We start from the raw sequence: 20,375 nt of genomic DNA on the forward strand, positions 1-20,375 counted from the left end.
CGCCTTATCGCAACCGGCGAGGATCGCCTCGCCACCGCCGAAGAGGCTGCGCTGCTGACAGCAGCGCAGTCGACGTTACCCCAAGCGGCAGAGCACGCGGCCGTGGCTCAAAGCATCTGTGCCACGGCCGCACGCTGCGACAGCGATAGCGGCACCAGATTGTGGACCCACGTCGCGCTCGGCGACGGGCGCTTCGGCCTTATGACGCGCGACCGGCGCATCCGCCAGAATGCGCTGCTCTGGGATCCCGCGATAGGTCTTCGACCTTTGCTGACGACCGAGGGCCTGCTCGGCGGCGGCGGCGAAAATGCGCCCTGCGCCGGAACGCGCGCGGCACTTTTCTGCGTGGCGGAAAGCGCGGCGACGCCGCCGCATCTCCTGCGCATCGCGCTTGCCGACGGCGCAACACAAATCCTCGACAAGCCGAACGATGTTCCCGACCGCGACGATCTTCTCACCGAGGCGGTCGAGTGGCGGGTGGGCGGCAGCCGTGCGTCGGGCTGGCTCGTCCGCCCGAAGATCCCCGGACGGCTGCCGCTCTTCATCACTTACTATCGCTGCGCGGGCTATTTGCGCGGAGGCCTCGGTAATGAGTGGCCGCTGCGCGCCCTCGCACGAAGCGGCATCGCGGCGTTGTGCATCAACCAGCTGCCGACATCCAATGCGACCGGCGAGGCGCGTTACGACCTCGGGCTCGCCGCGGTGCGCGCCGCGATTGCCGAGCTCGATCGCCGCGGGTTCGCCGACCCCGGGCGTGTTGGCATGGGCGGTCTCAGTTTCGGGAGCGAGGTCGCGATGTGGGCCGCGACGCACAGCAAGCTTCTCAAAGCGGTGTCGATCGCTTCGGTCCAAGCCGAGCCAGCCTATTATTGGTTCAACGCGGGGATCGGCCGCGATTTCTTCCGCCAGAATCTAGAGAAGGTTTGGGGGCTGGGTCCACCCGACACCGATCTTGCGGACTGGCGTCGCCGCTCGCCGTCGCTTCAGGTCGACCGCATCGACGCTCCGGTTCTGATGCAGCTCCCCGAGCAGGAGGCGCGGCAATCGCCCGAACTGCAGGCAAGGCTCACCGCGGCGGGCAAGGGCGAACTGCATGTCTTCCCCTTCGCACCGCACATCAAGGTCGAGCCGCGACAGAAGCGGGCCGTCTATCAGCGCAACCTCGACTGGTTTCGCTACTGGCTGCAGGGCGATATCGACCCCGACCCGAACAAGGCCGATCAATATGCCCGCTGGGCGAGGCTCGCCGGCACGCGCCCGAAGCCTTCGATCGACGCGATCCAGAGTTCGATATCGGCGAGCTCGAGCAACCGGAAATAATCATAATCGCCCGCGAGGCGCTCGCGCGCGAGATAGGCTTCGATCCGTTCGCGATCAAGCAGCCCCTCGCGGGCGAGCTGGCCTTCGAGCAGGATGGGGCGCAGTCTGGCGCGCTGCTCAATGAAGGCTCTGGCGCAGAGCGTCTCGAGGCGCCCCTTGTTGCGGCGCCAGACGACAAATTCAGGGAGGCGCGATGCGAAGGCTTGGCGTGCGACGGCGCGGTCGCTACCGCCCGCCACCCACTGCCAGCCCGGTATCGACAGGCAAAGCTCAACCACCGGCTGCGACAGCAGCGGCGCGACGACATCGCGGCCATACCAGCGCCCCGGCCGATCGAGAAAATCAAGAATGCGCTGGATCGACTGGACGTGCCGGATCTTGCCGGGAGGGATGCGCTCGCCCCCATGGTCCCAGACGTGCGGCAAGGGGACGTCGGGCAACGCCGAATGACAGGCATAATCATCGTCGCGCGGCCAACCGGCGGCTGGTGGCCGGCGCCATTGACGATACACCGAGCGCGCCGCGTGCCAGATGGTCACGTCGCACAGCCGCGCGCAATCGCGCAGCGCGGTAGCGGGCCGCCGGATTGGCTCGTGAATCTTGAGCGCATCGATCACCGGAAGGATCGAGCGGGTGATGGCGAAGACATTGTCGCCGCCGATCCCGGTGAAGATGCTCGCGCCGGGCAGCTGCGCCGTCGCGGCGCCGAGCGCCGCATCGATTCCGGCAAGCACGCCATATGTCGCCGGGCGTGGCGATAAGAACCGCGGGCCCGCAGCGAGATCGAGCTCGCTGTCATCGTGAAGATATTCGGCAAGCGCGGCGCCGCAGCGCTCGGCCACCGCGCGAGCATAGCGTCGTTCGTCACCGTCCGGGCTGGAAGTGGCAATCGTCGCCGCGGCGAACCCATGACCTTCCGCGGCAAGCGCTGCGGCGACGATCGAACTGTCGAGGCCGCCGGACAATTCGAGCATGATCTGCTTTCGCTCGCTCGCCCAGGTCGAGACGCATTTCCGGATCGTGCTATTGAGCAGCGGCACGGCATCGCGGTCGTAGATTCCCTTGCGCGTGTGCGGCCATGGCGACCAGGTCGGCCTGACCTGAGTCACATGGCCGTCGAAGGCGAGGCGCGTACCGGGCAGCAATTCTTCTACCCCCGCGAGCCCCGTCCGCGCGGTGCGACGATTGCTGTAGGCGAGCAGATGGCGGAGGAAATCAACATCCAAGCCGACCTTGATTTCGAGCCCGCGCACCAGTTCGAGATGCGAAAAGAACAGCAGTCCGCCGTGTGTGCGAAAATAGTAGAGCGGCAGACCGGTGAGCGGGGCACGACTGATTTCGACCGGCTTTCCGGGTTCCGCAGAGAATTTGAGGTAACTGCCCCAGTCAACGCTGAACGAACCATCCGAGAAATAATCGCCGAGAATGACGCTCGACGCCCGCGCGCGTGATCTCTTAAGTCCCGCGCCGGCATAAAGGGTGAGACCGTCGAATTTGTCGATTTGGTCGAGGCCATGTTCGGTCACGGCCTGTAACACCGCGGACTCAAGCCCCGGCGCGCCCGCTATCCCCAAGATGCCGCGGTCCATCATATGGCGAGCAACGGGCGAAAATTGCTCGCCTCCTCGGCGGTTCCCGTCAGAACGGCCGAATGCGACTGGAGCCAGCAATGGGCGGCAAAGGGTTGGGAGCGCACGCCGAAGACGAGGGTCGGCGCAAAGCCTTTGCGAAGTGACAGCCGATAGAGCGCGAGCGCATCGACCAGACAGCGCGGCGGGATCGGAACCCACCGGCGCGCGTCGGCATAAGCCGATGCCAGCGCGGCGAGCGCCATGTCGTCGGCGTCCCCCGCCGCTGCCCGCTTCGCCGCCGTAAATCCGTCGAGGGTGGCGGCAAGACGTTCGGGAAGAAGCGCCTTGCGCGCCCAATAGAGCGAACGCGCCGCCGCTGTGATGAACGGGAGGCCCGTCCGTGGGATAGGTGCCGCGGCCAGATCCGTTTCGGGCACTTCCATTTCGATCGGGGCAATCGCCGTAGGAGTTTCGCTGCGTGCAAAGAGCCCGGTGCCGATCAGGCTCTCCATCGCGTCGCTGTCATTTGGCTCGCGTGCGCAAAGCCGCTCGAACGCCGCGCGTCGTTCGCCGCAAAGCTGAAGATAGCGGTCGGTTCGAACGTCGAGAAAAATGAGGTCGCCGCCGGCGAGACAGAAGCCAACGCCTGGTGCCAGTGTCCATCCCATAGATATCCCTCCTCGATGCGGGTGCCGGCGCGAACGCCGACACCCGAACCGACGGTTCAGTCGAGGCTGATGCCGTTCTGCAGGTCCTTGCCGCCGATTTCGACGGGCGGACCGAAGTCGCCGGCGGTTTCGGTGCTCACCGAGCCCAGTTCGACGATGTCATTGGTTTCGCGGTTCATGTCGCTACCTCCAAAAATGCCGCGGGATTGCGGCGGCACGATCTTACGCCCTTGAAAAAAATAGAATTTATGTGCTTTCACGATACGAAGAATATCATTCGATTGTTTGCGACCGGGGCCGGAGCTCGGCGGCGACCCGTCCCGCGCGAGCTACGCGCCGGCGGTGAAAAGCCGCACTTTTCCTGCGAAGATCGGCCCAGCGTTCTTGCAGAAAGGCCGTCTCCATCGAGGCGATTTCCTCGCTTGCAACGGGGTCGGTGCGCGCCTCTGCCGCGCGGAAAAACTCGCTTCGGTCGATCATATTGGCGATTGCGAAGCGAATCTCGCGATTGCCGTTGAGGAGAGCGACGGCACGGTACAGCCGGGCGACTCGCGCCGGATAGTCCTCAATTTCCATTGTCGGAAGCATTGCCGCGGTCTCGGACTTTTGAAGTGCCGGATCGCGAAGCGCGAGCGCGAGAAGTGCTCCGGACCAACGATAAAGATCGCAAAGATCGGACTCGGCGAAGATCGGCTGGCGAAAGCCTTCCTGGTGCCAGCTATCGACAATGCGCTCACCCGACAGGCGGTGGAGCGCCTCGCGCACTGGGGTCGGACTCGCCGCGAGCCGCTTGGCAAGGTGGAAGGGATCGAGGCGCGTGCCGGGCGGATAGGCGCCGCCGACAATTCTCGCCTTGAGGTCGAGATAGACCCGCTCCATTGTCGAGCCCGCGTTCATGCCGCAAGGTCCTCGCCACCGTCTCGTTGACCGGCCACATAATCTGCAAGCAACGCGTCCTGATCGGGACGAAGAGCATCGATTGCGGCCAGAGGTTCGGTCGGATAGCCGCCGAACAGGACCGAGGGGCATTGGCCCTCGAAATTACCGAGATTGGGCCGGTGCTGGACATAGCCCGCGAGCGCCGCGAGATCTGCCGGGAATTGCTTCGCCACCTCGGGGGGATAAGCGAGCCATTGATTCTCGTAGGGCTTCAGCCAGCCAAGACAGTAGCTGACGATAATGCCGCGCCGAACCGCGCTGCTCCGGTTTTCACCCGCGCCGTGAAGGGTCGAGCCGAGAAAGACGATCGCATCGCCCGGCTCCGCCTCCGCGACGATCGGAGGCTCGGCCGGCTCTTCGACGAGCGCCTCAAGCCCGTGGCTCCGCGGCCAGATCAGTGTCGCCCCGTTCGATTCGGTGAATTCGGTCAGCGGCCACATGACATTGACGAGATATTCTACCTCGCCGAGGGACCCCTGCCACATGTCCTGATCGCGATGCGGAAATTGCGCCAGCGCGCCTGGATGGAGCTCGATCGCCTGGGCGAGGTTGAGCTGGATCCGCTCGCACCAATTGCCGAGCGCGAGTTCGGCGAGATCGAGGATCGCTTTGTGCATCACGAGCTCTCCAATAAGCGGCGAGCGGATGAGCAAGCGCCCGAAGCGCTTCGTGCGCTCGCCGTAAAAGCTGCCTTCGCAAAAGGGCGTCGCGGCGAACCGTGGTTCGAGGTCGTGCGCTACACCGTTGATCAGCGACGCGGGTGCTGCCCCGCGCAGGATGGTATAGCCATGCCGGAGCAGCTCACGTCCGGCGGTCGAATGGGGGGCGGGCCGTCCCGCCAGGTCCGTATGAACCAACATCCCAGCCTCCTCACGCTGCGCGCGCCGCGGAGACCGCGACCGCCTTGCTGATGATGCCCGCCGCCGCGAGCCGCGAGATTGTCGAACCGTCGATGTCGATGCGCAGCGCCACGAGCGCCGCGCCGCTGTGCAACTGTGGCGGGCCGAGCGGGCGGCAATCCCAACCGAAGCCCTCGACCTGACGGAACCAGGCAAGTTCGGCGACACCGGTAAAAGTCCGGATTCCATTGGCGAGCGCGAATTCAGCGAGACCGACTAGAAGGGAATCACGCGCTATCCTCCGCTGCCGCGCGCCAATCCCCGGCGAAAGGCAGAAGCGCGTGATTTCCAGGACGTCCGCGCCCCGCGGCACCGGTCCGTCGACGAGCTCGGGGAACAGGCTGTCGAGAAGCGCCGGCCGCGTGGTGAGAAGCAGCCGCGCCGAGGCAAGATGCTCGCCATCGGCATCGGTCACGATGAGATAGGTGGCATCGACATCGTCGAAATGATCGAGTTCGAACCGGCCCGCGAGCGCCGGAATATCCCATTTGAGAAGGTCGATGAAGACGCGCTTTCGCGCCTCGAACATCGAGCGAAGGGCCCGATGTTCGCTCGCGCGGTTTTGGTGATCGATGATACGCAACATGGACGCCTCCTTTCAAAGAGGCGATCCAATTGAACCGCTTTTTTCGGTCGCACCATAGCATGATAGGGGGGTGCGGCGTTTTTTTAACGGCGAGCGATGTCGACGAAACTGATGTCGCCATCGTAAAGCGCCCGCACCGCAAGCATGGTGCCACCGTTGACGCCATAGCGCTGCCGGGCGTTGCGCAAATGCTCGCGCACGGTGTCGGGCGAGAGTTCGAGATGGCGTCCGATCCGCCAGATCGGATTGCCTTGGGCGGCCCGGATCAGACATTGCCGCTGCCGGCTGGTCAGGCGCGGACCAATATGCATGCGGTCGGGATTGGCGATGCTGTCCGCCGCTTCGAAGGCAGCGCCGCCGATCATGCGGGCAAATTGCAGCGCATCCGGTTCGGCAGCACATCCCGGCCGCCATGCAAAGGACACCGAGCCATGGGCGTCACCCGGAATATGCGCCGGCACCGTTAGCCCGTCGCCGATGCCATGGCGCTCGGCCTCAGCGAGGATGGTCTCGTCGCCCGGGCGCGGTGCGTCGTAGCGACGCATATCGTGCCAGAGAAAGCCAGCTCTGCTGCGCTGGCTCGCCCGGTGCACCGGATCCGATGGCCCCAGTCGGTTCTGATCGAACCAATAGGCCCATTCCTCCGGATAATTGTGAACACGCACGCCCTTGTCGGGCGCGGCGAGAAAATCCAGATGGTGACTGAGCGCGAACCAGGCGCAGCCCATCAAGGCGCAGGCCTCGCGCAGCAGATCGGCAAGCTCGGCTCGGGTCTTTGCACGCGCGAATTCAAGCTCGAAGGCGTGGGCGGCGTCGATCGTCGGCATTACGAACCATGGCGCGCCGACCGCCGTTTCCGAACCAGCCGATCCGCGTGCCCCTCGTAAGGGCCGGCAAGCCCCGCCCTCTTACAAGGCCGGCCGCCGACGGCGTGACCGCCGCTGGTCCAGGCGATCTTGGGAGGATCTCAAAATGGCGGCTAAGCGCATATATTCCTACTATATTCGAGAGATAGAACCAGATTGAGGCTAATTCTCAAAGCGGCTCGCAGCGCGGCTTCAGCTCGATCTGTTCCGAAAATCCCAGGTCGGAATTCCCATCTTGCGCGCCTTGTCGGCGAAATTGTCCTGAATGCCGGTGCCGGGAAAGATGATGACCCCCACCGGCAGTGCGTCGAGTATCCGGTCGTTCCGCTTGAACGGCGCCGCCTTTCCGTGGCGGTTCCAGTCGGGCCGAAAGGCGACCTGAACCACGCCCCGGCTTTCGGCCCAGCATGCCGCTGCACGCTCGGCGCCCGTCGGCGTCGCGCCATGCAGCAAGATCATGTCGGGATGGCGATTTCGCGCCCGGTCGAGACTATCCCAGACCGCGCGGTGATCCGCATCTGTACCGCCAGTGAAAGCGATGCGCGTGCCCTCGGGTATGAGTGACGCCGCTTTCTGCCGAAGGCGGGCGTCGAGAAAGTCGCGGCTATCGATCAAGGTGGCCGTCAGCGCCTTTTGATTGGCCCGCGAGCCAGTGCGCGGCATCCAGGCTTTGCGCAGCAACGCGCGATAATGGTCGGAAGCGGCTTCGCGGAAAAATTCCATCGCGTCGCGCCGCTCGATCAGCGAAATGCCTTCGCGGATCGCGCGTTCCAGCTCGACCGAGCGGATTTCGCTTCCATCCTGTTCGCGCTGCAGTCGACGCTGCAGTTGCTCATTGTCGTCGAGTTTCCGATCGGCCTGGGTGCCGGCGCGGTGGAAGATATTGACGAGGTTCCAGAGCAAATCGTCCAAATCGGGCTCGATGCGCGTGTGCTGCAGGCATCCCGCCAGCGCATCGAATATGTCGGCGATCGCACCGGATGCTAGCCGCGCGTCAGGCAATGGACGGGGATCGGGCTCGTCCTCGAAGGGTCGATGTCCAAAAAGCTGCATCTCCTGAAGAAGCATATGGGTCGGCCCGGTTTCGGCCTGGCAATCGTCAAAGCTGTCGCTTGCATCGGTCATCTGATGTCTCCGCTCGTTGCGCCGCGCTCTCGCGGCCTTCGCGGCGACATGGGCGGCAGGCGCTGCGGGACCGCACCACGGCGCGGGAGCGCCGGGGCCGGAGCGACAGCGGAGGATGGCGGCCGAAGGCTATTTTGCTTCGCGATGCAAAGGGACCAAGGGTCCCGGCGGAAAATAGCCGCGCGGTTGCCATTGCGGCGCCCGGGGCGCCTGCCGCAGTCGCCCTCTCGAAGGCCGGGACGCGGCCGCTGGGCGGATGAAGCGTCGGTGCGGCGCTGCCAATGCCTGCCTGTTCCGGCCCCACGAATGTCGTCAGAATTGCTCAATTCGGTCGGTTCGACACAGCTGCGCTTTGATAGCGTTCCTGACCCGGTCGTGCCCAAATGTGGTCAGATCGGCATTGAAGTCGCCAAGTTCGGAATCAAGGGGAAGCAGCTCGATGTCTGTGCCACTTGCGCGCTCGGCAAGCGTCTCGAAGGCAATCCGGCCAGCGTCATCGTTATCACGCGCAATGTAGAGGCGTCTCAGTCCATCCGGAAATGCGATCGCTGCGAGATGCGCTGCCGACAGGCCCGCGATCATCGGCATTGCCGGCAGGACCTCGCGGACAGAGAGCAATGTTTCCAGCCCCTCGCCAAATACCATCATCGGAGCGGCCCGCCCGAATCGGACGCCAGACCCGAGCAGATGCCCCATGGCGCGGCGCGGATAGGCGACGGGTGCCTTGCCGCCTGCGGGGTCGAGCCAGGTACGGTGGACTCCGGTGATCGCGCCGGCGTCATCGGTGACGGCTGCGATAATCGCAGGCCAGGCAGGCCGGCAATTGGCGGCATCGTCCTCGGAGACGCGGTAATAGCAGTTCGGGTGAAACCGAAGCGCGTCGGCGCAGGCAGCGTCCAGGAGGCGTCGGCCAAGAAAGTAGGCTTGACCGAGACTGCCAGCGACAGGTTTCGACCCGGCCCAGAGCCGCCGGGCGGCTTGGGGCGTTCCAGCCGGATGCTTGCGCGGCGCGGGGTTTCTGGCTGCAGGCGGTTCCATGGGCAGGCTCAGGAAGCGCCGTGCCTCTTCTAGCGTTTCGCGAAAGCTGGCATGTCCGCAGCTCGCTGCGATGATGTCGAGGAGGTCGCCATGGTCCCCGCTTTCGGCGTCGGTCCATTTGCCGGCCGATAGCGCTCCGTCGTGATGGGAGGGAAGCCGCACATAGAGGCTGCGACCGCGCTCATTATGGATATTGCCGACCATCCAATAATGGCCTTCGCGCCGGCCGTTGCCGAGGTAGCGTCGACAGACGGCTTCGGCATTTTCGCCGAGACGGCGAACGATATCGACAGTGGAACTGGACATGCGGGGCTCCTTTGCATCGCGGCCCGCGCGCCGGCTCTCCTTGGAACGACGTATAGCGGGCCGTCCCAGCAGCCCCTGCCGTGACGAGCATCGAATGTTCGTTGCGAGACCTGAAAATTCAAGGCTGGGGCAGAAAAAAGGGAAGTCCAGCACGCGGCCGAACTTCCCGAAAGGTTTTCAGGGGACGGGGCCTATTCGGCTGCCACGGCGTCGATGGCTTCGCCATCGTGACCGTCGGTATCAGCCGCCTCGTCGTCATTTGCCGGATCTTGATCCGCCGCAATTGCCGGTTCCGGCGTGCGGAGCGGCTTGGCGAGCCACCCCTTGCCCTGCAGGAGCTCTTCGGCAGCGCTTGCCATCTCGGGCTTCTTCATGCCGCCGAGACGAACCGCGACGTCCGCTCCGCAGGCTTCGTCAACCGCCGCGAGGATTTGCGGCTTGGTCACGCGGCCGAGATAATTGGCGACAGTCGCCGTCCAACCTGCCGCCACCATGTCGAGGTTCGCCGCCCGCGCGAGGATATGCGAGTGCTCGATGCGGTTCGCGACCGCGCGCGCCGAGACGCGACCCTGATTATGTTGGGTCGCCGGCTCCCACACCGCATCGATGCCGAACGACACACAGTGCGCGAAAATCGCGGCCTGCTCATCGGCATTGAAGGCCGTCAGTGCCGTCCAGAGTTCGGTCGTGTCGTCGGGCAGCCGCGTCGACCAGCTTTCGTGCCGCTCATGGATTGCCTTTGCCGACGCCGTATCGTTGAGGCCTGTCCCATAGCCGATCAGCCGATTGCTGCGCATTGCGATGCCAAGACAGCTCCCCGACGTCGCGTAAGTGTAGAAGGTCTCGAGAACCAGCGCGTGCAGCATCGCAGCGAAAGCGACCAGCGGGCTCGACGCCACGGCATCGCGGAGCGCAAGCGTCCGGTGTGCCGTCAAGTCGGTGACGAGCCTGTCCGGCAGCGGGCGAAGGAGATCGTCGGGATGGTCTTCGTCGGCACTGCCTTCTGCCGAACCAGCTTCTTCGTCCTCGCCCCCGCGATCCTGATCGCTCTCGCCTTCTTCGGCGGCCACCTCGGCATCGTCGGTCACCTCGGCGGGCTCGTCCTCGGGCCGAACGAAACCGCGTTCGACATGAAGCGATCCGTCCACATCGATGCTGACGAAAGCGCCTGCGATGGCAACCTCGGCGGCATCGTAGATGAGCGGCTTCGACACGAGCGGCGCGATCTCCTCATCGATCGCCTGGATGCGGGCGGCGACTTCATCGGGGATTTCGTCTTCACCGGCCCACTGATCTTCGAGCCGGTCGGCTTCCTCGCGGAGCGCCTCGAGCCGCGTCTCGTCGTCCTCGCTCGAAGCAGGCTCCTCGCCATCGAGCGGACGGAGCCCGAAGGTGTGCCCGTAGGGAAAGTCGACCGCGGCCTCGACCCACTTCCAGCCCTCCGCCGCAATCGCCGCAAGCTCTGTTTCAAACTTTTCGGTCTGCAAGCGATCGAGCAGTGCGACATCCTCGAGCCAGCCGCCGTCATCGGATTCGAAGAGATCGCGCAGGACATGACCGCCCGCCGCGAGATAGGCTTCGAGCGTCACGAAGCGCACCCGCTTGTCCGACGCGCGCACCTTGTCTTCGGTGAGGCGAGCGCGAATGAACCAGGGCTGCTGATTGTGACTCGTCTGGAGCATGTCCCAGACCTGTTCCTGCCGCGCATGATCGCTCGCAACCGAGAAGGCCATCAACTGATCGAGGGTCATGCCGTCTTCGGCATAGATGTCGTGCAGCTTCGGCGACACGTCGGCGAGCTTGAGCCGCTGCTTCACGACTGCCGGTGTGACCATGAAGGTCGCCGCGACGGTTTCGATGTCGCTGCCCTGTTCCACGAGCTTCTGCATGGCGCGAAATTGGTCGAGCGGGTGCAAAGGCTCGCGATGGACATTCTCGGCCAGCGAATCTTCTTCGGCCGACACGGCGTCATCGTCGCGCACGATACAGGGCACCGGTTCCGTCTTGGCCATGCGGCGCTGCTTCACGAGTTGCTGCAGCGCCCGGAAGCGGCGCCCGCCGGCAGGGACTTCGTAGCGCCCCGTCTCGTTGCCCTCATCGTCGCGCTGCGCCCGAACTGTCAGGCTCTGGAGCAGGCCGCGCCGTTCGATGTCACTCGCAAGGCCGTCGATCGACACGCCGGCCTTGACGCGCCGCACATTGGCCTGGCTCAGCATGAGGGCACTGAACGGGATGTCCCGCGCGCCACTGAGCGTGATCTTCGCATGTTTCGTCATGATTCGTCTCCATGACGGGCCGCCGCGAGACTCTCTCCCGGCTTTCAACCCGCCATGGTTCCGGCGCAGCCCTCTTCCTCAAGGGAAGCGGACCACGCCGGACGAAGAGTCGACGCCGGATCAGCGCACCGACGCGAGCAGTTTTGCTCCCTTTCCTTCAAGCTCCAGCCGCGCGTCCTGATGCGGGCGGTCACGGGCCACAGCGTTGATGCCCTGCACGAAATCGAAAATCGACGAAGGGGGATGCCCTTCTTCCTGAAGGACGGTGGCGATGATCTTTTCGGTCTCGCCTTTCGAGAAACCCCGCTTGCGCAGGAAATTCTGTCGCTCGTCGGCATCGCGTGCAACGATGGCAGCCCGAGACGCTTTGATTCCGTCCAGGAATGAACCTGGCGATGACGACGCGAAGCGCTCAAGAGCTGGCGCAGCCTCCTGCGCGAATCGTCCCGCGGCGAACTTGCTGTGGCGGATGCTGATTTCCTCAAAGCCTTCCGCGCCCCAGATATTCCGGTTCATGCAAACAGCCCGAAGGTAGAAGGTCGCCATGCCGAGCGTTTTCGACCCAACTTCGCTGTTCCAGCAGTAGAAGCCGCGAAAGAAGAGATCGGGATCCCCGTTGGGCAGTCGCCCCGCCTCGATCGGGTTCATATCGTCGACGAGAAAGAGAAACACGTCGCGGTCGCTCGCATAGAGCGTCGTCGTGTCCTTTGTGACCTCGACCAATGGATTGTGCCGCATCGTCGACCAGTCGAGCATGCCCGGCACTTTCCAGCGCGTGTCGCCCGTTCCATTGCCCGCGATCTTCATAACCGCCGACACCAGCTCATGGTCCCAGATGCGCCCATAATCCGGGCCGGTGACGGCACGCAGTTCGGTGCGGCCGTCGCCCGTCTCGAGGGTTTTCACCAACTCGCCGCGATGCGCGAGCAACCCGTGCTGCATGTTGATCCCCGCCAGGGCCGCAGGCAGCTGGCGCAAATAGCCCGATGGTGCGCCCACAAGGCTGCAGAGCTGGCCGAAGGACCAATGGGTCGGCGCCACAGGCGCGTCGTGGTCAGGAAGCACGAGAGCGAGGCGCTCCGGATTGTCGGTGGCAGCCTCTACGCGGATCGCGCGCGTCTCGACTGTCCGGGCCGTTGCGGCCTCGGCACGCGCGCGGACGACGTCAAAAAGCTCGTTCAAGGAAAGGTAGCGCTCGTCCTCGGGGCGCGAGAACCATTCGGATGAAACGCGGCCAATGCGCTGACCGCGCGAAATATCGATCTTGTAGCCCGGCGCGTGATCGGCGGGCGCCGCTTGGATAGGGTGGGTCATGGCAAATCTCCGCGACGAGCGCCCGGAGCCTCTCTCCAAGCCCTTGCCCGTCACGGGTTTCCCCGTTCCCCTCTCACTCTATGGGCCAGCTGGCGTAGCGCGCCGGGCCCTCGGGCTGGCGCGGCGCATGCCGCGCGCGAGACAAGCTGGCCACCCTAAAGCTGCCGCGCCTATCCGTATCTGCGATATTTTTTGGAGACATTGTGGAGACAAAGCGGCGTATCATTGCCCGTGTCACCACAAAATGCGCTGACCGCGCGACACTAAGTGACTGATTTTCTGTGGAAAACTGGAGCGGGCGAAGGGATTCGAACCCTCGACCCCAACCTTGGCAAGGTTGTGCTCTACCCCTGAGCTACGCCCGCTCTGGCGGCTGAAACCGGTCGGTTCCAGCGGGTGAGGCGGGCGCTTAGCATCGGGTTTTTGAGTCGGCAACCCCCCATCATGCTTTTCGCATCTTATCGCGGGCGAAGGGTTGGCATATTGCCCGCAATTCCCACATAGATGGCTTGGCATCTTGAGCAGGAGCATGACGCGTGGCCACTTTGGGTCTGAACCCCACCGAGAAGGAAGCCGTCGAAGCGTTCCGCCGCGATGTCGTCGAACCGTCGATGACCAAATTGGTGATCCTCGATTTCTGGGCGGAATGGTGCGGGCCGTGCAAGCAGCTGACGCCGGTTCTGGAAAAGGTCGCCGCCGATTATGCCGACAAGGGCGTCGTACTCGCCAAGATCGATGTCGATGCGAATCGCTTCATCGCCAGCCAGTTCCAGGTGCAGTCGATCCCGACCGTCTATGCGATTTTCCAGGGCCAACCGGTCGCCAACCTGACCAACGCGCGCACCGAAAGCCAGTTGAAGACGATGCTCGACCAGCTGCTCGCGCAGCTGCCGATCGAAAGCGAGGCGACGGCGCGGGCGGTCGAGATCGCGCCGCTGATCGACATGGGTGAAAGCGTGCTCACCGAGGGCGACGGCGAACGGGCTGCGGGTATCTTTGGGCAGATCCTTGAGATGGCGCCCGACAACGCCGCGGCGCATGGCGGGTTGATCCGCGCCTTTGTGCTCGCGGGCGACCTGACGAGCGCGCAGGGCGTGCTCGACATGGTGCCCGCCGAAATGGCCGACGACCCGGCGATCGCGCAGGCGAAAAGCGCGCTTGCGCTCGCTGTCGATGCGCCCGACGCGGGCGAACTCGCGGCGTTCGAGGCCGCGGTCGCCGCCAATCCCGACGACCATCAGGCGCGCTTCGACCTTGCCAGCGCGCAGATTGGTGCGGGCCAGCGCGATGCCGCCGCCGACAATCTGCTCCACATCGTCGCCGCCGACCGCGAATGGCAGGAGGATGCGGCGCGCGCCAAACTGCTGTCGCTGTTCGAAGCCGTCGGGCTGGAAGACCCGTGGGTCGCGGCGCAGCGGCGGCGCCTGTCGCTGATCCTGTTCGGCTGATGGGCGACACCGCGCCCCTGACCATCCAGCGGATCGCGATCTTTCCGCTGCCCGGCGCGGTGCTGTTTCCCGGGCTGCACCTGCCGCTGCATATATTCGAGCCGCGCTATTCGGCGATGGTGCAGGAAGTGCTGGCGCGCGACCGCCAGATCGGGATGATCCAGCCACGCGTCCTGCCCGGCGAGGAAAGCCGCGAGCCGCCCGCGCTTTATGACGTCGGCTGCGTCGGGCGGATCGTCGATGTCGAGGCGCTCGACGAGGGGCGCTTCAACCTGGTGCTCGAAGGCGTTGCGCGCTTTCGCGTCCGCCGCGAGCTCGACGTCACCACTCCGTTCAGACAGGTCGAAGCCGAGATCGAGGCCGAGACCGAGGATGACGCGGTTCTGTCGAGCATCGAGCGCGCCAGCCTGGAACGCGAGGCGAAGCGCTTTGCGGCGCGGCAGGGCTATGTCGTCGACTGGGATTCGGTCGGCCAGCTCGACGATGCGACGCTGGTCAACGGCATCGCGCAGGTCGCGCCCTTTGACGCTGCCGCAAAACAGGCACTGCTGGAAGCGACACCGATCGACGCGCGCGCCGAGCTGGTCGTCCAGCTGATGCAGTTTTTCGGGCGCTACGACAGCGACGACGGGCGCGCCACGCTGCAATAGGCGGCGTTTAGTTCAATTTGCGGTGCGCCATATGGCGGGTGATGTCGGCGAGGGCGCGGCGCACGATGTGGCGGTCGCTTTCGCGTAGCCGATCCGCTGCCTCGTTGACCCGGAGCTGATCGCGGACCAGCACCTTTTCGGCGGCGAGGCGTGCCTCGATGCGATCATTGTCCGCTCGCGAGGCGCGCGACAGCGTGGTGCGACGCCGCGCCGCCCATTCGGCGACCAGGCGGTCGGTGACGAGGGCGGCAAGACTGTCGCGCGCTGCCTGTTCGGTCGCCGCTTCGGCGGCGGGATCGATCAGCCAGTCGTCGGCACCGTCGGCCTGTAACGCATCGAGCGACAGCGTTGCGGTGACGTGCCGCCGTCCAGCTGAACGCTGGTCGCCGTGCAGCCGCAGTCGCAACGCCTGGAGTTCGGCGCGCAGCTGCCAGTTCACATAGGTGGTGAAGCGCGCGCGCGCCGGGTCATAGCGCTCGGCGGCACGATGGAGTGCAATGGCGCACACCTGCGCCGCATCGTCGGCGACATCGCTCAGGCCATAGCTGCGGGTGAAGTAACGGATGCGCGGCGCCGCCAGCGCCGCAAGCCGAGCAAACGCCCGGTCGGCGAGCACCCGCGCTCGCGCGCTCGGCACCGCTTCAAGCGCGGTTCGCGCCCGGATATAGTCCGTCACTGCTCCTTCAAGCGCATTGCTTTTTGCCGACATGGTCCGTCCCCATCGTGCCGCGGCGGGGGTGCCGCGGTGATGGGGATAGGGGAATAGGGTGAGCGGCGGGCTGATCGGGGGATAGGTAGAAATACTTATCCCAAACGCGTTCGCATCGAGCGAAGTCGAGATGCCCCCCGATGGCGCTCAATCCCGCAGCGTGTCTCGACTTCGCTCGACACGAACGGACCAATAGGGTGCGTCTAAACCTCTGCCCCCGCAAGCAACCTCGGCAGATCGCCCGCCTCGCCGCGCGCTTCGTCCATGAAGAAACGCTTGAGCAGCGGCAGGCGCTGCACCGCGCCGAGCCCGGTGCGGCGCACCGCAGCGGCGGTGCGGCCCGGAATGCCGAACAGGCGGGTCAGCCCATCGGTGGCCAAGCTGACCATCATATTGTCGAGCCCGCGCCAGCGTTGATAGCGAGCGAGCAGCGCCGCATCGCCGAGGTCGAGCCCGAGCCGCGCCCCTTCGACGAGCACTTCGGTGAGCGCCGCGACGTCGCGCAGACCGAGGTTCAGCCCCTGCCCCGCGATTGGGTGGATGCCGTGGGCGGCGTCGCCGACGAGCGCGATCCGCTGTGCAACGATCGACGCGCTGTGATGAAAGCCGAGCGGATAGGTCATCCGCGGCGCGACGAGTTCCATCGCCCCGAGCACCCCGCCGGCGCGCTTTTCGAGTTCGGCGACGAAGCCGCGGTCTCCAAGTTTGGCAAATCCGGGGCCGTCCTTTTCGGCGACGGTCCACACAAAGGCCGAACGATGCCGCTCTTCGCCGTCATCGACGAGCGGCAGCAGCGCGAAGGGGCCGGAGGGGTAGAAGATTTCGTGCGCGACATTGCCGTGTGGACGTTCGTGCGCCACCGCACCGATCATCGCGTGATGATGGTACGACCAGTTGGCGATGCTGAACCCCGCCGCATCGCGCGTCGGCGAACGGCGCCCTTCGGCGACGATCAGCAGCGGCGCGGCCAGCCGCGTGCCGTCGGCGAGGGTCAGCGTGACGCCATGCACATCGATATCGCGCGATGTGACGGCGGCGGGCATATGCAGCCGGACCAGCGGCGCATCGGCGAGTGCCGCGGCGAGCGCGAGGCGGAGCTGGCGGTTCTCGACCATCGTGCCCAGCGGCGGATCGCCGTCGGCGGTGACGAAATCGAGCTCGCCGCCGCGGCCGCTGTCGGGCGCGCCATCGCCGACCTTGATCGCCCGGATCGGGCAGCCATGACCCGCAATACGCTCGGCGATTCCCAGCACCTCGAACATCTGCCAGGTCGCGCTGGCGATCGCCGAGGCGCGGCCGTCGAAGCCCGGCGCGATCGTCGCCACCGGGTCGGCGGGATCGACAATCTGCACTGACAGGCCATGGTGCGACAGGGCGAGGGCGAGCGCCTGGCCGACAAGGCCGCCGCCGGAGATCAGGACATCGCTGCGCAGCGTTTCACTCATGGCGTGGCATTAGCGGGCGGCGCGGCGGTTGGAAAGACCATGGACGCGCGCCGCCCCGCGCTTGACGGCGAGTCCGGCGCATGTGCATATCGCCGTGGTACATTGATAGGGACCGTAGACAGCATGGCCAGCCGCAAGGGCGCCCCGGCAAAGGCCGATTGGCGCACCGTTTTCCGCCAGAGCATCGCGCGATCGCTGGTGATCGGCGCGGCGGCGGCGCTCGGGCTGTTCACGCTGTTTCTGGCGCTCGCGCTCGCGACTTACGACAGCACCGACGCGGCGCTCAACACCGCCGCGCACGGCGCCGCGGCGAACTGGATGGGCAGCGTCGGGGCATGGTTTGCTGATCTGGGGCTGTCGATCGGCGGCGTCGGGATCGCGTTGCTGCTACCACTGCTCGGCGTGCTCGCCTGGCGGCTGTGGCTGGGCGAACCGCAACCCTATTGGCCGCGCCAGCTCGCCTACAGCTTCGTCGGCATCCTGCTGGTCGGTCTGGGGGTCGAATTATGGGCACCCGCGACCAGCGCGCCGATGCCCGCAGGCTGGGGTGGCCTGATCGCGCTGCTCGTTGGCGGTGCGATCACGCCATTATTTGCGGCCGCCGGCGAGCCCGCGGCAGCGCTGATTCGTATCGCCGCGATCCTGCTGCTGATCGTCGTCGGGCTGTGGCTCGCGTGGCGCGCGCTGCGACTGGAAAAGGGCTGGGCATCGCGCCTTCGTCTGCCCGCCGCCGAGCGCAGTCGCATCGCCGAACCGGCGCGCGCCGTCGATGACGGCAGCAGAACGCCGAACTTGATGGAACGCGTCGTGCGCCCGCGCGCGATCGCCGAGCCGAGCGATCGCGCGCCGCCCGAAATCGCCGACCCGGCGCAGCGCACCGCGCCCTCGAAGCCGAGGCCGAAGCCGCAGACCGAGCTGTTCACCAATTACCAGCTGCCGTCGATCGACCTGCTCGCGCCGCCGCCGCCGGGGCCGACCGGCCAGATCGACAAGGCGGGGCTGGAGCGCAACGCCCGGCTGCTCGAATCGGTGCTCGAGGATTTTCAGGTCAAGGGTGTGGTCACCGCGGTGCGCCCCGGCCCGGTCGTCACCATGTACGAACTCGAACCCGCGCCCGGCACCAAGGCGAGCCGCGTGTCGAACCTGGCCGACGACATCGCGCGCAACATGTCGGCTCTGTCGGCGCGCATCGCGCCGATCCCGGGCCGCACTGTCATCGGCATCGAACTGCCCAACGCGCACCGCGAGGCGGTGGTGCTGCACGAAATCATCGGCAGCGCCTTGTTTCAGGATCAGACCGGCGCACTGCCGATCATCCTTGGCAAGAATATCAGCGGCGACCCGATGATCGCCGATCTCGCGCCGATGCCGCACCTGCTGATCGCGGGTACGACCGGCTCGGGCAAGTCGGTCGGGCTCAACGCGATGATCCTGTCGCTGCTCTATCGCCTCGGTCCCGATCAGGTGAAGATGATCATGATCGATCCCAAGATGCTCGAACTCAGCGTCTATGACGATATTCCGCACCTGCTCGCCCCCGTCGTCACCGAACCCAAAAAGGCGATCCGGGCGCTGAAGTGGGCGGTCGAGCAGATGGAGGACCGCTACCGGATGATGTCGTCGCTGTCGGTGCGCAACCTCGCCTCGTACAACGACAAGGTGCGCGCCGCGCTTGCCAAGGGCAAGTCGCTCGGCCGCCGCGTCCAGACCGGCTACGACCCCGACACCGGCCAGCCGGTCTATGAGGAAGAGACGCTCGATTATGCGCCGCTGCCGCAGATCGTCGTGGTGGTCGATGAACTCGCCGACCTGATGATGACCGCGGGCAAGGAGGTCGAATTCCTGATCCAGCGGCTCGCGCAAAAGGCGCGTGCGGCGGGCATCCACCTCATTCTCGCGACGCAGCGCCCCTCGGTCGACGTCATCACCGGCGTGATCAAGGCGAATTTGCCGACGCGCATCAGCTTCAACGTGACGTCGAAGATCGACAGCCGGACCATTTTGGGCGAAGCGGGCGCCGAACAGCTGCTCGGCAAGGGCGACATGCTCTATGTTCCGGGCGGCAAGCAGATCACGCGCATCCACGGCCCCTTCGTGTCCGACGACGAAGTGCGCGCGGTCGCCGACCATTGGCGCGGGCAGGGTCGCCCCGACTATATCGAGAGCGTCACCGAAGATCCCGAGGATGGCGGTTTCGCAATGGAGGGCGCCCCCGCCGGCGGCGACAGCGCCGAGGATCGCATGTATGCCAAGGCGTGCCAGATCGTCGTCGAAAGCCAGAAGGCATCGACGAGCTGGCTGCAACGCCAGCTGCGCATCGGGTACAACAGCGCCGCCCGCCTGATCGAGCGAATGGAGGAGGAAGGGCTGGTCAGCCCGCCCAACCATGTCGGCCGCCGCGACGTGCTCACCGATCAATATGGCCAGCCGCGGTGAGGAACCTTCACCCGTCTCGCGGTTTGAACGGCGTCTGACGAGCAGGTTCACGGCGGGTTCAACGCCTGCCTGCGAGGAGCCGAGCAAATATAGAACAGAATGAGAGTCCCATGACCCTGAAGAATCCGCTCACCCGCCTCGCCGCCTGGACGTTGACCCCTTTGGCCGTCGCCGGGCTTGCGATTGTCGTTCCCGCCGCCGCGCAATCGTCGTCGACGCTGGCGTCGGTGCAGTCGCACCTGAAGCTCACCAGTTCGATGACCGCGGACTTTGTGCAGACCGACCGTAACGGCCAGCGCCTGTCGGGGCAGCTGACCCTGAAACGTCCCGGCAAGATCCGCTTCCAGTATCAAAAAGGCGTGCCGCTGCTGATCGTCGGCGACGGTAGTTCGCTGACGATGATCGACTATGAGGTGCGGCAGGTGCAGCGCTGGCCGGTGAAAAATTCGCCGCTCGGTGCGCTGCTCGACCCCGACCGCGACCTCACCAAATATGCCAGGGTCTTGCCGACCGGCAGCAACGAGGTGCTGAGCGTGGAGGTCAAGGATCCGGCGCGCCCCGAATATGGCACGATCACCATGGTGTTCGTGCGCGACGCGGCGGCGCCCGCGGGTCTGCGCCTGCGCGGCTGGGTCGCGCTCGATTCGCAGAACAACCGAACCCGGATCGACCTCAGCAACCAGAAATTCAACGTCGCGGTTGCCGATTCGGCGTTCCGCTGGACCGATCCGCGCCCGACCAAGCGCGGCCGCTGAACGAAGCTGAACAAAAATTTCGGA

18 protein-coding genes and 1 tRNA gene are annotated in these 20,375 nt (G+C 65.4%); 5 read left to right on the top strand and 14 right to left on the bottom strand.

The annotated features are described in order from the left end of the window. Positions 1–1,320, top strand: a 1,320-nt coding sequence (locus tag IR187_RS15370; protein WP_228765982.1) for a prolyl oligopeptidase family serine peptidase, incomplete at its 5' end; no start/stop codon positions are given. On the opposite strand, the gene IR187_RS15375 is transcribed toward IR187_RS15370, so the two are convergent. From IR187_RS15375 to IR187_RS15430, 12 genes are all read right to left on the bottom strand, one after another. Then, entirely contained in the window at positions 1,221–2,846 is a 1,626-nt protein-coding gene (locus IR187_RS15375; protein WP_194955464.1) for an asparagine synthase-related protein, read from the bottom strand. The two genes, IR187_RS15370 and IR187_RS15375, sit on opposite strands and share 100 nt — an antisense overlap. Before the next feature lie 62 nt (positions 2,847–2,908). Next, positions 2,909–3,559 (bottom strand): lasso peptide biosynthesis B2 protein, encoded by a 651-nt coding sequence (locus IR187_RS15380; protein WP_105999305.1) that lies wholly within the window; start codon positions 3,557–3,559, stop codon positions 2,909–2,911. A gap of 56 nt (positions 3,560–3,615) precedes the next feature. Next, a complete protein-coding gene (locus IR187_RS15385; protein ID WP_146130861.1) occupies positions 3,616–3,738 on the bottom strand; it encodes a benenodin family lasso peptide in 123 nt (40 codons plus the stop codon). Between the two features lie 94 nt (positions 3,739–3,832). Next, entirely contained in the window at positions 3,833–4,456 is a 624-nt protein-coding gene (locus IR187_RS15390; protein WP_105999304.1) for a GntR family transcriptional regulator, read from the bottom strand. After that, the gene (locus IR187_RS15395) at positions 4,453–5,358 is read right to left on the bottom strand and encodes a phytanoyl-CoA dioxygenase family protein (protein WP_194955465.1); all 906 of its coding nucleotides are present in this window, start codon (positions 5,356–5,358) and stop codon (positions 4,453–4,455) included. The genes IR187_RS15390 and IR187_RS15395 overlap by 4 nt, the downstream gene beginning before the upstream one ends. Positions 5,359–5,368: 10 nt before the next feature. Continuing rightward, positions 5,369–5,983, bottom strand: a complete 615-nt coding sequence (locus IR187_RS15400) for an acyl-homoserine-lactone synthase (RefSeq protein WP_105999302.1) — start codon at positions 5,981–5,983, stop codon at positions 5,369–5,371. Between the two features lie 83 nt (positions 5,984–6,066). Next, positions 6,067–6,810 (bottom strand): helix-turn-helix transcriptional regulator, encoded by a 744-nt coding sequence (locus IR187_RS15405; protein ID WP_105999301.1) that lies wholly within the window; start codon positions 6,808–6,810, stop codon positions 6,067–6,069. Positions 6,811–7,041: 231 nt separating this feature from the next. Beyond that, positions 7,042–7,974 (bottom strand): DUF2493 domain-containing protein, encoded by a 933-nt coding sequence (locus IR187_RS15410; RefSeq protein ID WP_105999300.1) that lies wholly within the window; start codon positions 7,972–7,974, stop codon positions 7,042–7,044. 312 nt (positions 7,975–8,286) lie between these two features. After that, complete coding sequence (locus tag IR187_RS15415; RefSeq protein ID WP_105999299.1) at positions 8,287–9,318, bottom strand: DUF7146 domain-containing protein; 1,032 nt, start codon at positions 9,316–9,318, stop codon at positions 8,287–8,289. 191 nt (positions 9,319–9,509) lie between these two features. Continuing rightward, on the bottom strand, positions 9,510–11,594 hold the full coding sequence (locus IR187_RS15420) for a ParB/RepB/Spo0J family partition protein (protein WP_105999298.1): 2,085 nt from the start codon (positions 11,592–11,594) through the stop codon (positions 9,510–9,512). A gap of 120 nt (positions 11,595–11,714) precedes the next feature. Then, on the bottom strand, positions 11,715–12,908 hold the full coding sequence (locus IR187_RS15425; RefSeq protein ID WP_105999296.1) for a DUF932 domain-containing protein: 1,194 nt from the start codon (positions 12,906–12,908) through the stop codon (positions 11,715–11,717). Between the two features lie 290 nt (positions 12,909–13,198). Beyond that, positions 13,199–13,273 (bottom strand) — tRNA-Gly (locus tag IR187_RS15430). A gap of 171 nt (positions 13,274–13,444) precedes the next feature. On the opposite strand from IR187_RS15430, the gene IR187_RS15435 reads away from it, so the two are divergent. Together IR187_RS15435 and IR187_RS15440 are read left to right on the top strand one after the other, a co-directional pair. Further along, complete coding sequence (locus IR187_RS15435) at positions 13,445–14,356, top strand: tetratricopeptide repeat protein (RefSeq protein ID WP_194955466.1); 912 nt, start codon at positions 13,445–13,447, stop codon at positions 14,354–14,356. After that, positions 14,356–15,006: an LON peptidase substrate-binding domain-containing protein gene (locus IR187_RS15440; protein ID WP_194955467.1), complete on the top strand. Its 651-nt coding sequence runs from the start codon at positions 14,356–14,358 to the stop codon at positions 15,004–15,006. Before IR187_RS15435 ends, IR187_RS15440 begins: the two co-directional genes overlap by 1 nt. A 7-nt stretch (positions 15,007–15,013) precedes the next feature. Here IR187_RS15440 and IR187_RS15445 read toward each other — a convergent pair whose 3' ends face one another. Further along, positions 15,014–15,682 (bottom strand): sigma factor, encoded by a 669-nt coding sequence (locus tag IR187_RS15445; protein WP_324187711.1) that lies wholly within the window; start codon positions 15,680–15,682, stop codon positions 15,014–15,016. 236 nt (positions 15,683–15,918) lie between these two features. Further along, positions 15,919–17,160 (bottom strand): FAD-dependent monooxygenase, encoded by a 1,242-nt coding sequence (locus IR187_RS15450; protein ID WP_194955469.1) that lies wholly within the window; start codon positions 17,158–17,160, stop codon positions 15,919–15,921. Between the two features lie 123 nt (positions 17,161–17,283). On the opposite strand from IR187_RS15450, the gene IR187_RS15455 reads away from it, so the two are divergent. Then, entirely contained in the window at positions 17,284–19,596 is a 2,313-nt protein-coding gene (locus tag IR187_RS15455; RefSeq protein ID WP_194955470.1) for an FtsK/SpoIIIE family DNA translocase, read from the top strand. 110 nt (positions 19,597–19,706) lie between these two features. Continuing rightward, positions 19,707–20,351 carry a LolA family protein gene (locus IR187_RS15460; protein WP_194955471.1) on the top strand — a complete coding sequence of 215 codons (645 nt, stop codon included), beginning with the start codon at positions 19,707–19,709 and terminating at the stop codon, positions 20,349–20,351. Positions 20,352–20,375: the final 24 nt, after the last annotated feature.

Source organism: Sphingopyxis solisilvae (assembly GCF_015475875.1).
Lineage (GTDB): Bacteria > Pseudomonadota > Alphaproteobacteria > Sphingomonadales > Sphingomonadaceae > Sphingopyxis > Sphingopyxis solisilvae.